Source organism: Nostoc sp. DedQUE09 (assembly GCF_034530915.1).
In the GTDB taxonomy this organism is placed as follows: domain Bacteria; phylum Cyanobacteriota; class Cyanobacteriia; order Cyanobacteriales; family Nostocaceae; genus Nostoc.
Genome location: NZ_JAVRCE010000035.1, coordinates 1 through 17,725 on the forward strand (window position 1 = coordinate 1; position 17,725 = coordinate 17,725).

The following is a 17,725-nucleotide window of genomic DNA, read 5'->3' on the forward strand; positions in this document are numbered from 1 at the left end:
TGAGTAATGAGTAATGAGTAATGAGTAATGAGTAATGAGTAATGAGTAATGAGTAGTATAGCCGTAGTCACATAGATTAGGACAGTGTTGATTGCTCAAAGGCTTGAAACGACTGGGTTTTTACTCAGCACTCAGCACTCAGCACTCAGCACTCAGCACTTTGCTATACTTGTGAATCTTCCCACTTTAAGCTGGAGAACTCACTACTGGGAACTGAATTGGATACCGTCTTCCACAAATCATATTTTTTGGCTAAATGAAAATCTGTATTGTTGGCGCGGGTGCGATTGGTGGATATTTAGGGGCAAAACTGGCACTTGCAGGTGAAGCAGTGACGTTGATTGCGCGTGGTTTTCATTTGGAGGCAATTCAAAAAAATGGGCTGAAGTTGTTTATGGCAGATGGTTCTAGCCAAATTGCTACTCCATTTCTGGCAACTAGCGATATTCAAGAAGCGGGGCCACAAGATGTAGTAATTTTAACTGTGAAGGCTCATAGTGTACCCACGATCGCACCTTCTCTCCCAGCACTCTACGATGCTCATACAATGGTGGTAACAGCCCAAAATGGCGTTCCTTGGTGGTATTTTCGTCAACATGGCGGTGAGTATGAAGGTACGCGAATTCAATCTGTTGATCCAGATGGGATTATTGAAACTAGTATCGGTGCTGAACGTGCAATTGGTTGTGTGGTTTACCCAGCAACTGAGATAATTGAACCGGGTGTAATTAAACATATTGAAGGCGATCGCTTTACTCTTGGTGAAATAGACGGCACTAAAACAGAACGCATTCAATTATTGGCACAGACTTTAAAACAAGCAGGATTTAAAACACCAATCCGCAATCAAATTCGCACGGAAATTTGGATCAAATTGTGGGGAAATGTAGCGTTTAATCCCATCAGTGCCTTAACTAGTGCGACTCTAGAGGATATTTGCCGCTATCCCCTCACCCGCGAACTAGCGCGACAAATGATGACTGAAACTCAAGCGATCGCAGAAAAGTTGGGTATAAAGTTTGGTATCACTCTAGAACAGCGAATTAATGGGGCAGAAAATGTTGGTGCCCATAAAACCTCAATGCTACAAGATATTGAAGCCGGACGCGCTACGGAGATAGATGCGATCGTTGGTGCGGTGGCAGAATTGGGAAAACTTACTCAAATTCCTACACCTTATATTGATGCGATTTATGCCAGCGTTAAGTTGCTGGAGGCGACTAAAGTCAGAATTTGACAGTCCCGAAGTTTTTATGGGATTAAGGGACTTCCAAGTAATAAAATATCACAATATTTCTTGTGGGATGGGCATCTTGCCTGTCCTGTGAATTGGGCGCTCATGTTGCCCACCCCACAAGATTGAATAATTTATTTATTAGAGTTCCCTAAGCAGAGACTTTACTATGCATTAATTAAGGCTTGCAAGTCGATGCATTGGCATAACAAGTCGATGCAATAGCATAACAAGTCGATGCAATAGCATAACAAGCCGATGCAATGGCATAACAAGCCGATGCAATGGCATAACAAGTCGATGCAATGGCATAACAAGTCGATGCAATGGCATAACAAGCCGATGCAATGGCATAACAAGCCGATGCAATGGCATAACAAGTCGATGCAATGGCATAACAAGCCGATGCATTGGCATAATATCATGTCCGCCAAATTACCCATAATAAAAGAACCCCACCCCCAACCCCTCCCCGCAGGCGGGGAGGGGAGACAAAGCACAGCTTTGGCGGGGTGGGGTTCTTCGGGTTTAATAAGCAATCAAGGGGACATAATATAACAAGCCGATGCAATAGCATAACAAGTCAATGCAATGGCATTGCAAAACAAGAAGTGGGGAAATATTTAGAAAATTTGTGTGTACACCATAGCCATTCAGCGGACATGATGTCACAGGTATTATTTGCTCGATTGATGTAGCAGTTTAAGTGCGGAATATTTTATGAAGAAAAAAAAAGGATGGCTATTAACAATACTGGTTGTAGCAGTAATAGGAATCAGCATCATCATCGGACATAGTAATTCTCTAAAAGCTGCTTCACCTTTAGGGAAAGACACGCTAACGATGATTACTTCCCCAGATTATCCTCCTTATGAGTTTTATGATACGAAAGGAGGCGATCGCCAAATTGTTGGTTTTGATATAGATATTGCCAAAACCCTTGCTGAAAAACTAGGGTTTAAACTTCAAATAATGGAATCTGATTTTAATGGGTTAATTCCTGCACTCCAAGCAAATCGCGCCGATTTTGTCATGGCTGGGATGACTCCGACTCCAGAACGTCAGAAAAATATTGACTTTTCAATTATTTATTACGAAGCTAAAGATACAATTGTCGCTCCTAAAGGTAGCAATCTGAAGCAACCCCAAGACTTATCAGGAAAAAAGGTTGGGGTGCAACTAGGAACCATACAAGAACAAAATGCCCAAAAAATTGCTAAAAAAGTTGCAGGTATTCAGCTAAAGCAACTCAACAAAGTGCCGGAAGCAGTTCAAGAAATCAAATCTGGGCGAATTGATGCTGCGATTGTTGAAGATACCGTCGCTAAAGGATTCGCCCAAGCTAACCCAGATTTAGAATTTAATACAATTCCCTCAGAAGAGGCAAGTGGATCGGCGATCGCTTTTCCCAAAGGTTCTTCTTTTGTAGAACCGTTTAACAAAGTCCTTCAACAAATGAAGGACGATGGCACATTGGCTAAACTAGTAACCAAGTGGTTTTCACAGAATACCGCAGCCAATTCTGCATCCTCAACTCCTGAAAAAGGCGGATTGAATCTCGACTTTACCAGAATTCTTCCTGATATTCCCTTTATTCTGCGGGGAATCCCATTAACTTTGTTGTTTACCCTATTATCTGTAACCTTGGGGTTAATCTGGGGAACAATCTTGTCTCTCTTAAAAATTCTCGGCATCAAGCCGCTTACCTGGGTTGCGAATGCCTACACCTCTGTTTTTCGAGGTACACCTTTGCTATTACAGTTGGCATTAGTTTATTACGCAACACCCCAGCTTACAGGCTATGACATTTCCGCATTGGAGGCTGGGGTGCTAACTTTTACCTTGAATTCTGGCGCTTATATGTCGGAAACCATCAGAGGTGGGATTCAAGCAGTAGATAAAGGACAAAGTGAAGCGGCGATGTCTATGGGTGTTCCCTATTGGTTGATGATGTGGGATGTGATTTTGCCCCAAGCATTGAAGAACATTCTCCCAGCATTAGTAAATGAAACTATCGGATTGCTTAAAGATTCCGCGCTGGTGTCAACGATTGGGGTGGTGGAAATATTACGCAGCGCCCAAATTGTTGGTGCAAACAAATATATTTATTTTGAACCACTGCTATTTGCAGGATTAATCTACTATGTTTTGGTAATGGGTATGACCTTGGGTGCATCCGCTTTAGAAAGGAGGTTACGGGAAAGTGAATAATGTAGTAATTCGCACGGAATTCTTATGTAAATCCTTTGGCCAACTCGACGTACTCAAAGATATTTCCACTGAGTTTTACCAAGGGGAAGTGGTTGCCATACTAGGCCCTTCTGGTTCAGGTAAGTCTACCTTTTTACGATGCATAAACTTGTTAGAACAACCCACCAGAGGCAGAATCTACTTTCACGATCAAGAAATCACTAAGCCTAAAACAAACATTGCTAAAGTACGTCAGCATTTGGTGATGGTATTTCAACATTTTAATTTGTTTCCCCACATGAATGTGCTGGAAAATGTCACCTATGCACCGATAAAGGTGAAAGGAATTAACAAGCAAAAAGCAGAAGAACATGGTTTAGAATTGCTTGCTAAGGTAGGTTTAGAATCAAAAGTATCTGTGTATCCATCCAAATTATCTGGGGGACAGAAACAGCGAGTAGCGATCGCCCGTGCATTAGCAATGGAACCAGAGATGATTTTATTTGATGAACCCACCTCTGCATTAGATCCCGAAATGGTCAAAGATGTGCTGGAAGTGATGAAAGGTTTAGCGCTATCTGGAATGACAATGGCGATTGTTACTCATGAAATGGGCTTTGCCAAAGAAGTTGCCAATCGAATTATGTTCCTCGATCGGGGAAGTTTAGCAGAAGATACTACTCCTAGCGAGTTTTTCCAAAATCCTCAGTGCGATCGCGCCAAGCAATTCTTAGAAAAAATGCTTTAGAGGATGTTTGAAAAATTTTGGGCGATTGGAAATCGCGGCTACACAAGCAAAGTCCGCCTGCGCGGACTAACACAAAATCAAACTCTTTAACCCACGTAGGTGGGTTTTGTCTGTGTAGCCGTGACTTCTAGTTTTGGGCGATTGGAAATCGCGGCTACACAAGCAAAGTCCGCCTGCGCGGACTAACACAAAATCAAACTCTTTAACCCACGTAGGTGGGTTTTGTCTGTGTAGCCGTGACTTCTAGTCGCCAAGGCTAGTAATAATTTAGATTTTTCAAACACCCTCTTAGAACATTAGGAATTTGCCGCTTTCTTTATATTCTTGAAACTTTTCTAAAACAGGGCGATCGTTTGGCATTAACGTAGGTAAGTCAGCTAAATCAAAAAATTCCAGCGCTAGCGATTCTCCATCTAAGCAAGCGAGACTGCCTGACCATTCAACGGCTCGCAAAATTAAAATGAAATTTTGGACGCGATCGCCATTGGGATAAGTTACAGTTTCAAAGGCTGGATTAGAAGAAAACCCCACAGCTTCAAAACGCTTAACTGTTAAACCAGTTTCTTCAAAAACTTCTCGTGCTGAACATTCTTCGGCAGAGTCACCTACTTCTGGACAGCCACCAGGTAGCCCCCAAAGTTTGAAATCACTCCGCTTTTGCAACAAAACGCGCCCCAAATTATCCTCTATAATCACACGTGCGCCAAATAATAGAAGTAAGCGATCGCCTACAATTTGTCGTAACTTACCGAGATAAGAGTCTGACCAATTTGCCATAAGAGAAAGTTTGTTAAGAAAATCTAAGGGTAGCAAACAGCGATCGCCTGAAAACAGGATAATGCAGCTGAACAGGTTAATTCTTCCCATTCAACCTAGAATTATGGCATCTACACCGAAAATCCTCGCCTTTGCCGGCAGCACCCGGATAGATTCTTACAACAAAAAATTGGTAAAAATTGCGGCGGCTGGCGCTAAGGCAGCAGGCGCAGAAGTGACTTATATAGACCTCCGCGATTTGCCTTTACCTCTGTATGATGAAGACTTGGAAGCTCAAGAAGGACTACCAGCCAACGCCCGCACTTTCAAAGACTTGATGATTTCTCATCAAGGATTGCTGATTGCTTCGCCGGAATATAACAGTTCACTCACAGCAGTTTTAAAGAACGCCATTGACTGGGCATCCCGTCCAGCCCCAAATGAAGCACCGTTGGCTGCTTTTGCAGGTAAGGTTGCTACTATTATGAGTGCTTCCCCAGGCGCTCTTGGTGGTTTGCGGGGTTTGGTTCACCTGCGGTCTATTTTGGGAAACATCAAAGTTTTGGTACTACCCGATCAAATAGCAGTAACCAAAGCTTATGAAGCCTTTAATGCTGATGGCACGTTAAAAGATCCGAAACAGCAAGAATCTATTGAAAAGTTAGGCGATGGTTTAACAAAGATATTGCTGAAGCTTAACTAAATTCTTCAGGTGTTCAGTAAATAACGAACACCTATAAGTAAATGATTAATCCCTAATAGGGATTTTGATAAATTGCAATGTAAGCAGCAGGAGATTTCTCGCATCGAATAGTTTGTTTCAATCCCTAATAGGGATTTTGATAAATTGCAATCCCCAAATACTTAACGATCATGTATAATGTTTTCGTTTCAATCCCTAATAGGGATTTTGATAAATTGCAATTGAAGAAAGACTCACTGGTTTTGGCGATCCATTTGGTTTCAATCCCTAATAGGGATTTTGATAAATTGCAATTTCAGTAGAAGCAATGGTGTTAAAGTTGTCTTTCAGTTTCAATCCCTAATAGGGATTTTGATAAATTGCAATAACCAAGGCATTTGGTTTGAAATTCTCAATGTTGGTTTCAATCCCTAATAGGGATTTTGATAAATTGCAATTTGTAGTCCATCTTGCAAACTTTCTACAGTATCTGTTTCAATCCCTAATAGGGATTTTGATAAATTGCAATAGCTGAAGTGTGGCAGAAAGCAACTCAGGAAGTTGTTTCAATCCCTAATAGGGATTTTGATAAATTGCAATTTTATTGGCGGCATAATATTCGTTGCCTAGTTCGTCGTTTCAATCCCTAATAGGGATTTTGATAAATTGCAATATCGGTGAGCCGCGCATCCAAGTCTTCTTGGTAGGTTTCAATCCCTAATAGGGATTTTGATAAATTGCAATTACACTTGGAGCTACATCCCCAAATGAGAATGCACTTGTTTCAATCCCTAATAGGGATTTTGATAAATTGCAATTAGAATACCCTCGTCAGGTATTTGACGGCATACATGTTTCAATCCCTAATAGGGATTTTGATAAATTGCAATAAGCATTGCGTGGGTTGTTACTGAGTTCTATAAATGTTTCAATCCCTAATAGGGATTTTGATAAATTGCAATCTTTATTGTCATACCCTAAAAGTTTGTTATTCTCATCTGTTTCAATCCCTAATAGGGATTTTGATAAATTGCAATTTGGGATGAGCCAGATCGCCAGCGATGGGAAATCGCGTTTCAATCCCTAATAGGGATTTTGATAAATTGCAATAGTTAGCTGATGCCCACATCTTGCAAGTTGTAGAGTTTCAATCCCTAATAGGGATTTTGATAAATTGCAATTGTAGATGAAAATGGTGAAGTTCATCAAGCATCGTTTCAATCCCTAATAGGGATTTTGATAAATTGCAATGGAAGTCTGGTCTGTGGAGCCATCGATTTTGTTGTTTCAATCCCTAATAGGGATTTTGATAAATTGCAATCTGACTTGAGTTATGTCAACCAAGTTCAAAATTGGTTTCAATCCCTAATAGGGATTTTGATAAATTGCAATTTATACCTTCACCCTCAACACAATGCCAGCAAGTTTCAATCCCTAATAGGGATTTTGATAAATTGCAATCCTGCCTTTTATTTATCTACTAGAATTATCATAAAAGTGTTTCAATCCCTAATAGGGATTTTGATAAATTGCAATGTCACTTCATTTACAAGCGATCGCTTTTATTTGAGTTTCAATCCCTAATAGGGATTTTGATAAATTGCAATAGCGGGAGCCTGAAAGTCAAGCTGTATTTAGTTTTCAAGGTGCGGTTGCGCGATTCCAGAGCAATCATAGCATTAGAGAATTCGTTTGGAAAGAGTGCCAGGAAAACTTAAAGGCTGGAATCGTACTTTGATAAGCATTTCAGAGATTGCGCTGATGAGGATTAGGCAAAGAATGGCTTGAAAGCCTTACTGGAGTTGGGATAGAAGTACTTTTTTATGGCTGTGAAATTTCTACACCTACCCTTCCGCGCATTTGAGATGCAGGAACCTAGCTAGAAGGAGACTCAGCAAAAAAAATTGTTTCGTCTCGTGGCTGTTCTCCGCCAATGCGTTCGACTTTTCGCTGACAACAGCCACAGAGAAAATAAAAGCGAACGCTGTCTGTGTCGGGTTTAATCAATTTAGCTAAACGCGATCGCAGTTTAGCATACTGAGTCAGAGTGATATCGCACTCGAACACACTCAGTTGCATCCATTGTCCATAGGATTTGAGAACTGAATGGATTTTAGTCCGACGCTTATCTTCTGGAATATCGTAGCTGACAACAATATACATGAAGGGAATAGGGAATGGGGAATGGGGATAAATTACAAGTTATTTGAGAACTAGGGGAGGATATTTATCGATTTCGTTCATGAGGTACTTACTTAATAACCTCGCCTGAATTTCAAAAGCTTCTTGGTAGGTGCATTTATTTCCCATGACTGGATGTTTGAAACTCGATAGTTTCTTTTGTTGGTAGGCGCGAAGGAATGTATGCAGTCCTTCTTTGGTTAAAGTCACGGCACCACTGAGCGGTTCGGTGGTAAAGTCAGTTAGGGTTAGCGATCGCTTGTTAATCAGCGACAAAACTACAGCATCCACTATTAAAGGACGAAATTCTTCCATCAAGTCTAAGGCTAGGGAAGGTCTACCATAACGTTCAACGTGTAAGTATCCTAGATAGGGATCGAAGCCAACAATATTTAAAGCACTTTGCACGTCATGACGTAGTAATGAATACCCAAAACTCAATAACGCATTAACTGGATCGGTTGGTGGGCGGCGGCGTCTGGCTTCAAAGCGAAATTCTGAGGTTTTGATTAGTTGTTGAAAGCAACCAAAATAGGCCGCACTACCAGCACCTTCTAAGCCTCTGAGGGAATCAATACTGTTAGTTTTTTCGATTGGTGCGATCGCGTTTTCCAATCGAGAGATATTATCATTCAGGTCAGTATCAGGATGTTCTCGCTGAGTGCGAAGTAAGCTATGACGGTAATTTTTCAACTTACCTCGCACAAATCCTCTAACTAAATGTATTGCTGGTTCTGATTCTCCCACAGCTTGCCATTGGGCTTTACGAACAAAAATATTTTTAGTAGCTTCTGGTTCTAAACGCCCTAAATATCGTCCGTTTTGTGTGAGAAATGTTAAACAAATGTGACGTTCTAAAAGTTCACTGACGACGGCGGGAGAAATAGTAGCCCGTCCTAGTACTACAATTCCCTCTATTTTAATTAAAGGGATATCTAAGATTGTTTTTTGTTCAGCTTTGACGGTGAGACGTTCGTCAACTTTACCGATAAAAGCATCAACTTGTGTTACGTAAAGTGTTCCCATTTTTGATGATTCCTAGTAATAATTGTAGATTGGGTGAATAGACTTGTTATGTATAATTCAATGCGGCTATTAATGCTTATTGGTCTTTTAAGACGCGATTTATCGCGTCTCTACATGATGGTTTTTGTTGCTCATTCTGAACTGTATTGGGGTAGAATTTAATTTACTTCTTGATAACTTTTGACTTTATCAGTTGCTTTGGGCAAACATTGCGAATAAAGACTGCATCCTTGGCAGCGTTTGCTGTAAACTGGTTTTGGCATTGCTCCTGTTTCTAGGAGATTTGTGACAGATTGAATAGTTGCGATCGCACTTTGCCGCAACTCTGCATTAATCTCTACTAATTGCCGTTGATGGGAGTGGGCATAATAGATATATCCAGTATTAACAGGTTCTCCTGTCATCTCTTCTAAACATAAGGCTTGGGCACAAACTTGCAATTCATCGTTATCCCACTCGCCTTTGCGTCCTCGTTTGTATTCCACTGGGTAAACTTGACCAGATTCGGCTTCAATTAAATCAGATTTGCCGATGAGTTTGTATTGCTCTGACTTAAGCCAAATTGCTCGAACTTGCCAAGTTTCTCCTCGCTGTATATCGCTTGTAGTGTGGACGCGATCGTGTAAAGTTGTGCCTTCAATTGTGTATTGGTTATCGGTAAATTCTCCGGCACAAAACATCCGCCAACAGCGATGCGGACAATAGGCATATTGGTTCAATGCCGCAATGGAAATATATTCAGTTTGATTCATGACTTAGGTGGTTTTTAAATAATTATTGAAATTATGGAGAATACAGCCGCCGTGTCATCCCCATACCCATTGTTGTTTTGCGACCAATTCCTGCATACAGAGCAAAGTCAGCTAAAGCGTTAATTTGCTTAATTTGTATGGGTTCAACTGCTCCCAAAATCTTGTAGTTAACTTCGCCAATAATGCCAATAAATTTGCTGCGAGAATCAGCTAATATTTCTGTGTGAATATTGACAAATGAGGGAAATATTGACTTGATCGCAATCTGAGTCAATTCTATGCCACTGTATTTATTCCACCGTGAAAGTAGGGAATTAAATACAGATCCTCTAGTAGGAAGAGTAGTATCATACTGTCCTTGACGAAAGGCGGTAGGCGTGGAAAAGGTAAGATTAATGGAAGAGTTGCGATCGCTAGCTTCTTCATATAATTGAGCATAAGTATTGGCATTTGCCCAAGGTTGAATAGATTGGGGTGTGCCTTGAATGCTGGTAATATACAAGTCAGCCGGGCCAAGATGCCAAGGACGATTAGGATTAAGATTTAGCCAGAGTTGGGTAAGTTTGCCAAATAGAGTGTCATCTAATAAAGAGATACGCCACCAACAAGGAGTTCCGGCGGGAATGGATTGTTGATGTGAGTATTGCAATTTAGCTCCCTTACCCCCCTTCAAAAGGGAGGAATTAATTTGTAAGGGAGAGAGGGTGAAAGCTTTATCTGCGGTGGAATCGTGCAAGTGATCGCCTAATGTGCTATCTACAGAGCTAACAAGGGTTAAAAATAGGGCGTGGAGATGTCTACCTGTAAGATACTGTGGTGGAATAGGCGATTGAGGTAGCAAATTCAACACTAAACTATGAGGCATACTTTCTCTTTTTGGTTGTAGACTGAGTGATTCTTGACTCTACAGTGAATTCAGGGATTTCCTGGAGTTCAGCATCACTCAAACTATACTGTTCACAAACGAGACTTAGGCGATTTCCTGGGGTTTTGACAGCGTTAACCGAATGGGTTAAATCACCTTGAAAATAAACTAAAGTATTGAATTGGGGCTTAATTTGCCCAAGTTGGCGTTTGTGCGATCGCAATACCAGTTCTCCCCCTTCCATATCCGCAGGTACGCGTACATAAAGGACACTGACAACCACAGGCAGTTCAATGGTTTTGGAGTAGGAACGTAAGGAGCGATCAATATGCGGATCGACGCGGGAACCTTCTTTGAGTTGTAAAGGATTGAGGTAAAAAGCATTACAATTCGGCTGGAGAGCTAAATCTAGATAAGGTTTGAAGTAGGGAAACTGCTGTTCTACTTTTGCTAATCCAGAACGCTGAAATACTACGGAAAATCCTTTAGTGGCTACAAAATCGCGGTTGAGGTTGTTGATAGCAAAGTAAGGACAAGCTTGGATTTCTCCCCACAAGTTGTTTAGGTAATCGCTGGGGAAGGCGTTGGTTTGCTGTTGATAGTGTTTCACTGGGGATAGAGGAGCGATCGCTGAATGTGGTATCTAAAATTTTAAAGACTGTCGAGTGATGATAGTAGTATTCTTTTAAGTGAGAAAAACTACATAGTGAGAAAGACCAATGAGAATTGATGATTACAATGCAGCCAAGGCACTAACTGAAAAACTCAAAGAGAACTTACCCATTAAAGCACGAGCAGGGAAGGAGTTTTTGAAGACATTAAAGCAAAAAGGAGTAAACGCCGATCCAGACAGAGAATTTGAAATTGATTTCGTTGGTTATTCAGGAGATGAAGGTGGGATTATGTGCGGACTAAAAGAGCCAAATAATCCCGAAACTGAAGAAAAATATGTTTCTTCTATTACTCATCTAAAGATTGATCTTAATCATCCTCTAGCTGCTGAAGTACAGGCTTACCAACGCCAGCGAATACGTAAGTTAATGTTGCAAGATTCTAGAGGTTTTAAAGCCGAGTTAATGACGATAGAACCTCGGAAAAATAAAAACCGTAGTAAAGGCTTTGGGAAGTAATTAACTCCGAAAACGATATTCTATCCGAACTGGAATTTTTAAGTTTTGAATGCCATCAAATTGATAGTATTGACCTCGCATTTGGACATTCTGAATTAAGCTAACTGGAGGCATATTCACAACATCATAGCTAATCACTTGATTAGTGAACATCACATCTAAAGGATTTAATGGATGTGTACAAGTGAATATACCCTCAGCAATTTTAGGTTTCGGTAATGGTTCAACCGTTACTTCAGCCTTGCTCATCCATTTACCCAAGCGAATCCATTTTGGTAGTTTGAGGTCTTTTTGAGATATGACAAAAAACTCAAATAGACTTTCTGCTGCTATTTCTTTTGCTCTCCCAAAACTAGGAATATTTTTCTGTGTTTTCTCCATTTCAACGTGGTAGTTGTTGTTAGCATACTTCCAGGTGTTGAGGATGGAGGAATGATTGAGCGATCGCGCCGGAGTTACGTAAATTCCTTGTTGATTGAGTGGCGTTAGATGCTCCTCATATTTTGGCACTTGTTCGGGGCAAAAATAGCGATAAGAATGTTCTTCAGCAACGGTAGTAGAGTAGATTTGGCTATCAACTAAACCCAGTGCATAACAGAGAGCGTAATTGTGAATTATTGGCTCTGTTTCATACAATCGCCCGATTTCACGAGTTGCGTAATAGAGGCTATCATGAAGTTCTATTTGACAACGGCAAATAAACACCATTACTCTTTCCCCGCTTTAGCAGTAGTTTTCTTCTTGCTAATATGCTTCTTGGCATAATCTTTAGCTTCTGCATCAGCTTTTTGTAAAATTGCCTGGATTCCTTTCTCACTTCCTGTTAAAGTTTTGACTTCATTAATTAAGGATACAAAAGAATCACCAATGAAATCTGTATGAACAATAAACTCGTCAGCCATTAACGCCTCAATAGCATTTTTTGCAGCAGTAATTACGTCATCTTCATCTAGTGGATCTGGAGAATTTATAGTATTATTAGATTTCATTTGGTCATATATTGCCTGAGTCCAACGCAGGTTACTGGTGATTTCTCCATCCGCAAATACAACACCAATTAACTCATTTCTGACGCGACCTGTACGGGTGGTTTGCGCTCCATAATGACGAGTTCGCAAAATATTATTAAAAACGTAAAGGAAGCTAGCTTCAGTGGGGTCTTTCAAGGTGATAATACTAGGGAAAAAAACTTGCGGTCTAATATGGTCTTGCTGATTAATTCGACTGGTAACTTCACCAGGTTTAGAACCATTTTCACCCTTGGAAGCCATCGTACCATTTTCATAAGGTGCGTTGAGGGTGAAAGTTTCGTGTGATTCATCAAAAGCTGTAATTGAAAATGCCGTATCTACTACAACCTTGGATTTTTCAGAGCCAGAGTCACCAATAGCAAAACCATAAATGATGCAATCAGGATTATCCATTGCAAAATTCACGTTGTATTCGCATTCTTCAGCAGTCATCAAGCCATAGTTACGCAGCAATTCCCGACCAACTAGACGTTCTGGGGTAGACTGCTTGCGCTTGAACATTGACAAACGGCTAATTGTAGTTTTGTCTTTAACTCCAGCCCTTACCCGTGCTTTATTCAGTTCTGCATCTGTCTGAAATAATGGATAAGATTCGGTAATACGGATGGTCAAAAAATGAGCATATTTCCCCATTGGTTTGTAAGGAATTTCAGCTTGAAAGAATTCTGGTTCAACAGTTTTCAAAAGTGCCATGATTGATCTCCAAATAATTATTCACTACTTGTTTACGTTTCAGCAAAAATGGTAAGGGTAAATCCCTACTCATTGTCGTTATCTATTTCCGCAGATTTTTCATCTTTTACTGCATTTTCTTTATCATCTTCTAGGCGATAAAGAAATTCGCAAGTATCCCTAATTAAGTTGAGTTGACGACCAGCCAAACGAGCGCGATCGCCTGCAAATGAGTTATCAAATACCTCCACCACAAAATACTTGGCAAAATCTAGAACAGCTTGCCGTTCTTCTTCTCGTTTGCTTATGATCCAGCGTCCTTCAGCAGTAGAAGAATGGATGCGATCCATGAGTTTAAAAACTTCTGCTGCAACAGCCACAACTAATGTTTCTCCCTGAAACACACTTGACTCAGCTTTGAGTATAGTTTCAGCCGCGATATCAACTGGTTTCAACACAGCATTAGACTTAGGGTTATAACGCTTATTAGCTCGGTAAAATCTACGGTATAAATCTGTTAATTTTTTAGGATGATTCAGACTTGATGCTTCTCCCACAATTAATTGCTCCATATTAGTGTCATATTTCACATAAGGATCAAAACAAGGATAAAAATGATAGGCATAAAGCCGGATTTTTTCAATTCGCGCTGTTTCTGAACCCTGGTTACGCACCCAGCGATTGAGGTAAGAAAAGACGTACAGTGGACTGGTTTCAAAATCTTTAGCCAATTCTGTAAATCTTCCCCAGTTGGCATCGTAACCAGACTTACCTTGTTTAGCATTCACATCTAAATGAATGACATAAGCGGCGGTAAGCACATTTAAAGGTGCTGGGTATTGGATGCTGTTTTCGTTCCAACCTTCGAGGATATAGTCAAGACGGAAGCGATCGCGCCTTACTAAAGCACGGAAAGCATGAGGCGCACTATCAAGTAAAACGCTTTCCTCAAATTCAGCCCCATCATTAAAAGGTGGAATTGGTGACTCTGAAACCACAGTTTTAACATCTAAAATCATCGGGAAAGCAAACGCTAACCAAGTTGGCATTACCCAAGATTCTGTATCGGTGCTGTCTCTTCCTGGCGGGAGTGCCATGAAGTAAAATGTTAAAGGCTGGTCTTCAGGATAGGAAAGTTTAAAGGTGCGATCCTTGTCACGTTGGAGATTTTCATCGATTAAGAAACTATCTACACTTTGGTAGCGATCGCGCCCCAAATCCGCCTGTAAATCCTTACTGATAAAATGATTGCGAACGCTCGTATCAAAGCGAGTTTGAGCAATACCATTGTATGCTTTCTGCAAAAACTTATTAGTCTCTGGAGTAAAGTAATAAGTAGGATAAAAGTAGAGATAGCGATATTTACCATCTTCAAATCGTTTACCTACAGCTTGAGTTTGATTCATCAAGATTTGCCTGAGCATCATCTCCACACCTGCAATACTGGAGATATTGCGTTTAGCGTTAGAACCTCCTAACATTTGCTTGTTTGTATAAACTTGTGGCGTAAATAAAACTGCTGATTCCATTTGCTCAGTAACCGTGTAAGCAGAATGAGAAATTGAGCATATTAATTGTTTCCCTCGCCCTGCTTTTTTTGCAGCATTGTAATTATCTAACTCATTTAGAAATGTTTCAACTTGAGCTTTAACAGATCGCTCTTGATTAGTACCAGGTAACATCACAACTCGTTTTACCCAAAGCCTTAAATCATCCCAACCATCAGGTAATTGATATTGAGAAATAATCGGAGAAATTAACGTTGTCAAATAGTCAATTACTTGCTGACAAGCTTCGCGTACATCTTCAATTCCTGGATGATGTTCTAAATATTTAGCCGCCAGATAATACCATTCGTAAGGTACTCCTCCCGTATTTCCCTTTAACTTGTTTTCTTTGAGACTTTCATTGATGCGTTGAATTTCTCTAATTTGGGGTAAACATTCTGCTAAATTCCAAAATTCTGCAACTTTGTGAGTTAAATCAAAATTGGGAACTGCTGGCAGCTTTTTATCTTTCTTCCGAGCCGAATCAACGCGATTAACTGTCTCTTCCCAAATCTTCCGGCTAACTAAATCACCAAATTCTGCTATTTGGTCAATACGAATATCGTCTTCAAATTTGAAGTCATAATCAGCAGATAAAACATTTTGTTGCTGAAACTTAATCAGATTTTCGCTGCGACTTTTAGCAACAGAGGCTTTATTAGGGTTTAAGATGCGTAATGTAGCATCTAAGGCTACTTTCATCAAGCCTATGTCATCAAAAAATAAGTTGTAATATTCGGCATATTTCATGCCTTTGCCATCTCTACCAAATCCTGTTTGTCTGAGGCGTAATTGTCCAGCACAAAGCGATTTAATACTGTTAACTACACGGTCTGGTAAATCTTCCGGCGAGATAGCTGGAGCATTGCGCGAAGCCAAATAAATCACGCCTGTTGTTAGATATAACAAAGGTTCATAGTAAATATCTTCATCAGTATTTAGACTGGTATGAGCCTGAATTAAAGCATTATTCACCACATTAGTTAAAACACCACGATTCTCAGCAATGCTGTGATAAGTAAATTTCAATTGTCCATCACTGAGGCTGTGGATGATTTCTTTGAGTCTAGGATGTTCTGCATCCTGGGGATGTTTAACAATTGAGGCGAGAGAATCAGCCAAACAAGTTAAATCGGATAAGCTGCGAAGGGTACGGTCTTTGAGAACAGGATTCAACCCAAATTCAGAAAAATTCCAGTTAGTATCCCAGCGACGTTGAGCATTATAAGCCATGCACAATAAATCATCTAGATACTCTCGATAAGCTTCAGGATTTTCTGGATTTATAAAATTATTTAGTCCTAATTGGTGAACTTTTTTATCAATAATTTCACGATGTTCTGCTAACGGTAGCTTGCGGCAGTTTTCAGGTACATCAGGAAACTTTTCAAAATCATGTAAAATAAATCCAGCAATTACTAAACGCCGTTCTCGCTCTTTCACCACTCGCTGCACTGTGGTATTGAGTTTTTCTAACCGTTTCTCAATTAAATTAGCTGGGAATAAACCATTAAGTAAATGAGTATTCAGTGATTGGTCAGCAGCGTTATCTCGTCTAACTTTAGTTTTCCTTTCTGCTTCTCGCTGTTGGTCAATTTCATCAAAAAACTTACCGCCTTTCGCAGTTACACCAATCGCTATCCGCAATAGATTTGGTAAAACATATTCACCAAAATCTGCCATTATCTTATCATCTGGATTTTGAGACTGAATTGCTTCTCGTAATAGCTTGAGTGTTAATAATTCGCCTTTAGTTTCAATAGTGCGGTCTGAAGAATCACCATCAAAACCAAAATCACCTGATAACCAATCATCATTAGACATTTTTAAACTCCAGTTTTTTACTCTACGCCTTCTAGCAACTTGGCAACTTGCTCTGGAGCCGGAAGTTGATTTTTTAATTCTTGAGGCAATGTAGAAAACAGTTTATAAGTTGCTATACCAATTGGTTTATTCGATTCTCTCAGTGCATACTCAACAATAGTTTTATTCTTGGATTTGCAAAGAATAATTCCGATTGAGAGATTTTCATCTGGGAATCGAGATAAATCATCTAAAGCTGCCAGATAAAATTGCATTTTTCCCACATACTCAGGTAGGAACTCTCCAGTTTTTAATTCAATCGCAACTAGACATTTTAATTGACGGTGATACAGCAACAGGTCAATAAAAAATTCTTTATCGCCAACTTCTAAGCGATACTGACTGCCAACAAAAGTAAACCGCCCACCCATTTCTTGCAAGAATGGTTCAACTCTTACCAAAATCGCCTGTTCTAGCTGTCGTTCACTGTGTTCATCTGCTAGTTCCAAGAAATCAAAAGTATATTCATCTTTGACAGCTAATTTTAATTGGTTACGGATCTCTGTTGGAACAGTTTTATCAAAATTAGTCTGATTCAATAGAGTCTTTTCATAGGTTTGATTTTCAATTTGGTGAATCAAAACATTCTTTGTCCAGCCAAATTTACGAGTCATTCTGATATAAAATTCCCGTTCTAGGTCATCTTTGCACTTCTCTACAATGACTAGATTGTGACTCCATCCAATTTCTCGCACCATTGGTGCGAGTTTTTCATTGTTGACATAAGATTCATAAAAAAGCCTCATCCGCCAGAGATTAGCAGCAGAAAATCCGCTAATTCCTGGAAATTCTGCTTGTAAGTCTTTTGCTAACTGTTCTACTACGGATTTTCCCCAACTAGCGCCCTGCTGTTGAGTAACAATTATCTGTCCAATGTCCCAGTAGAGGTTAATCATTTCCCGATTAACTGCTTTTAGTGCTTCGTACTGGGCTGAACGAATACGCTGTTTTATTTCCATTAGCAAATGTCTGTAATCGTCTGAAATTGGGTTACTCATAACGGAAAAGATTCAACTTGTTAAAGCGTTACGCTATCATTGGCTCACCC

At 40.1% G+C, this 17,725-nt stretch carries 15 protein-coding genes and 1 CRISPR repeat array; of the genes, 5 read left to right on the forward strand and 10 right to left on the reverse strand.

Annotated features, from left to right (window positions below; translation table 11 throughout):
- Positions 1-256 precede the first annotated feature (256 nt).
- The 3 genes from RMY27_RS21110 (at position 257) to RMY27_RS21120 (ending at position 4,172) form a co-directional block, all read left to right on the forward strand.
- Positions 257-1,237: a 2-dehydropantoate 2-reductase gene (locus RMY27_RS21110; RefSeq protein WP_322666472.1), complete on the forward strand. Its 981-nt coding sequence runs from the start codon at positions 257-259 to the stop codon at positions 1,235-1,237.
- A 717-nt stretch (positions 1,238-1,954) separates the two neighbouring features.
- Positions 1,955-3,445, forward strand: a complete 1,491-nt coding sequence (locus RMY27_RS21115; protein ID WP_322666474.1) for an ABC transporter permease subunit — start codon at positions 1,955-1,957, stop codon at positions 3,443-3,445.
- Complete coding sequence (locus RMY27_RS21120; protein WP_322666476.1) at positions 3,438-4,172, forward strand: amino acid ABC transporter ATP-binding protein; 735 nt, start codon at positions 3,438-3,440, stop codon at positions 4,170-4,172. Before RMY27_RS21115 ends, RMY27_RS21120 begins: the two co-directional genes overlap by 8 nt.
- A gap of 288 nt (positions 4,173-4,460) precedes the next feature.
- On the opposite strand, the gene RMY27_RS21125 is transcribed toward RMY27_RS21120, so the two are convergent.
- A complete protein-coding gene (locus tag RMY27_RS21125) occupies positions 4,461-4,949 on the reverse strand; it encodes an NUDIX hydrolase (protein ID WP_322666478.1) in 489 nt (162 codons plus the stop codon).
- 103 nt (positions 4,950-5,052) lie between these two features.
- On the opposite strand from RMY27_RS21125, the gene RMY27_RS21130 reads away from it, so the two are divergent.
- A complete protein-coding gene (locus tag RMY27_RS21130; RefSeq protein WP_322666480.1) occupies positions 5,053-5,631 on the forward strand; it encodes an NAD(P)H-dependent oxidoreductase in 579 nt (192 codons plus the stop codon).
- 42 nt (positions 5,632-5,673) lie between these two features.
- Positions 5,674-7,217: a CRISPR direct-repeat array (repeat unit 37 nt; unit sequence GTTTCAATCCCTAATAGGGATTTTGATAAATTGCAAT).
- 268 nt (positions 7,218-7,485) lie between these two features.
- Here the strand turns inward: RMY27_RS21130 and cas2 are convergent.
- The 5 genes from cas2 to RMY27_RS21155 form a co-directional block, all read right to left on the reverse strand.
- Positions 7,486-7,773 carry a CRISPR-associated endonuclease Cas2 gene (gene cas2 / locus RMY27_RS21135; protein WP_322666482.1) on the reverse strand — a complete coding sequence of 96 codons (288 nt, stop codon included), beginning with the start codon at positions 7,771-7,773 and terminating at the stop codon, positions 7,486-7,488.
- Positions 7,774-7,812: 39 nt separating this feature from the next.
- The gene (cas1d, locus tag RMY27_RS21140) at positions 7,813-8,817 is read right to left on the reverse strand and encodes a type I-D CRISPR-associated endonuclease Cas1d (protein ID WP_322666484.1); all 1,005 of its coding nucleotides are present in this window, start codon (positions 8,815-8,817) and stop codon (positions 7,813-7,815) included.
- 158 nt (positions 8,818-8,975) lie between these two features.
- Complete coding sequence (gene cas4 / locus RMY27_RS21145; protein WP_322666486.1) at positions 8,976-9,569, reverse strand: CRISPR-associated protein Cas4; 594 nt, start codon at positions 9,567-9,569, stop codon at positions 8,976-8,978.
- A 31-nt stretch (positions 9,570-9,600) separates the two neighbouring features.
- On the reverse strand, positions 9,601-10,434 hold the full coding sequence (cas6, locus tag RMY27_RS21150; protein ID WP_322666488.1) for a CRISPR-associated endoribonuclease Cas6: 834 nt from the start codon (positions 10,432-10,434) through the stop codon (positions 9,601-9,603).
- A complete protein-coding gene (locus RMY27_RS21155; RefSeq protein ID WP_322666490.1) occupies positions 10,424-11,044 on the reverse strand; it encodes a 2OG-Fe(II) oxygenase in 621 nt (206 codons plus the stop codon). Before RMY27_RS21155 ends, cas6 begins: the two co-directional genes overlap by 11 nt.
- Before the next feature lie 109 nt (positions 11,045-11,153).
- On the opposite strand from RMY27_RS21155, the gene RMY27_RS21160 reads away from it, so the two are divergent.
- Positions 11,154-11,564, forward strand: coding sequence for a hypothetical protein (locus RMY27_RS21160; protein ID WP_322666492.1), 411 nt, complete (start codon positions 11,154-11,156; stop codon positions 11,562-11,564).
- On the opposite strand, the gene cas5d is transcribed toward RMY27_RS21160, so the two are convergent.
- The 4 genes from cas5d to RMY27_RS21180 form a co-directional block, all read right to left on the reverse strand.
- Entirely contained in the window at positions 11,565-12,272 is a 708-nt protein-coding gene (gene cas5d, locus RMY27_RS21165; RefSeq protein ID WP_322666494.1) for a type I-D CRISPR-associated protein Cas5/Csc1, read from the reverse strand.
- Positions 12,272-13,288 (reverse strand): type I-D CRISPR-associated protein Cas7/Csc2, encoded by a 1,017-nt coding sequence (gene cas7d / locus RMY27_RS21170; RefSeq protein ID WP_322666496.1) that lies wholly within the window; start codon positions 13,286-13,288, stop codon positions 12,272-12,274. The genes cas5d and cas7d overlap by 1 nt, the downstream gene beginning before the upstream one ends.
- A gap of 65 nt (positions 13,289-13,353) precedes the next feature.
- A complete protein-coding gene (gene cas10d, locus RMY27_RS21175; RefSeq protein ID WP_322666498.1) occupies positions 13,354-16,638 on the reverse strand; it encodes a type I-D CRISPR-associated protein Cas10d/Csc3 in 3,285 nt (1,094 codons plus the stop codon).
- A 17-nt stretch (positions 16,639-16,655) separates the two neighbouring features.
- A complete protein-coding gene (locus RMY27_RS21180) occupies positions 16,656-17,675 on the reverse strand; it encodes a PDDEXK nuclease domain-containing protein (RefSeq protein WP_322666500.1) in 1,020 nt (339 codons plus the stop codon).
- Positions 17,676-17,725: the final 50 nt, after the last annotated feature.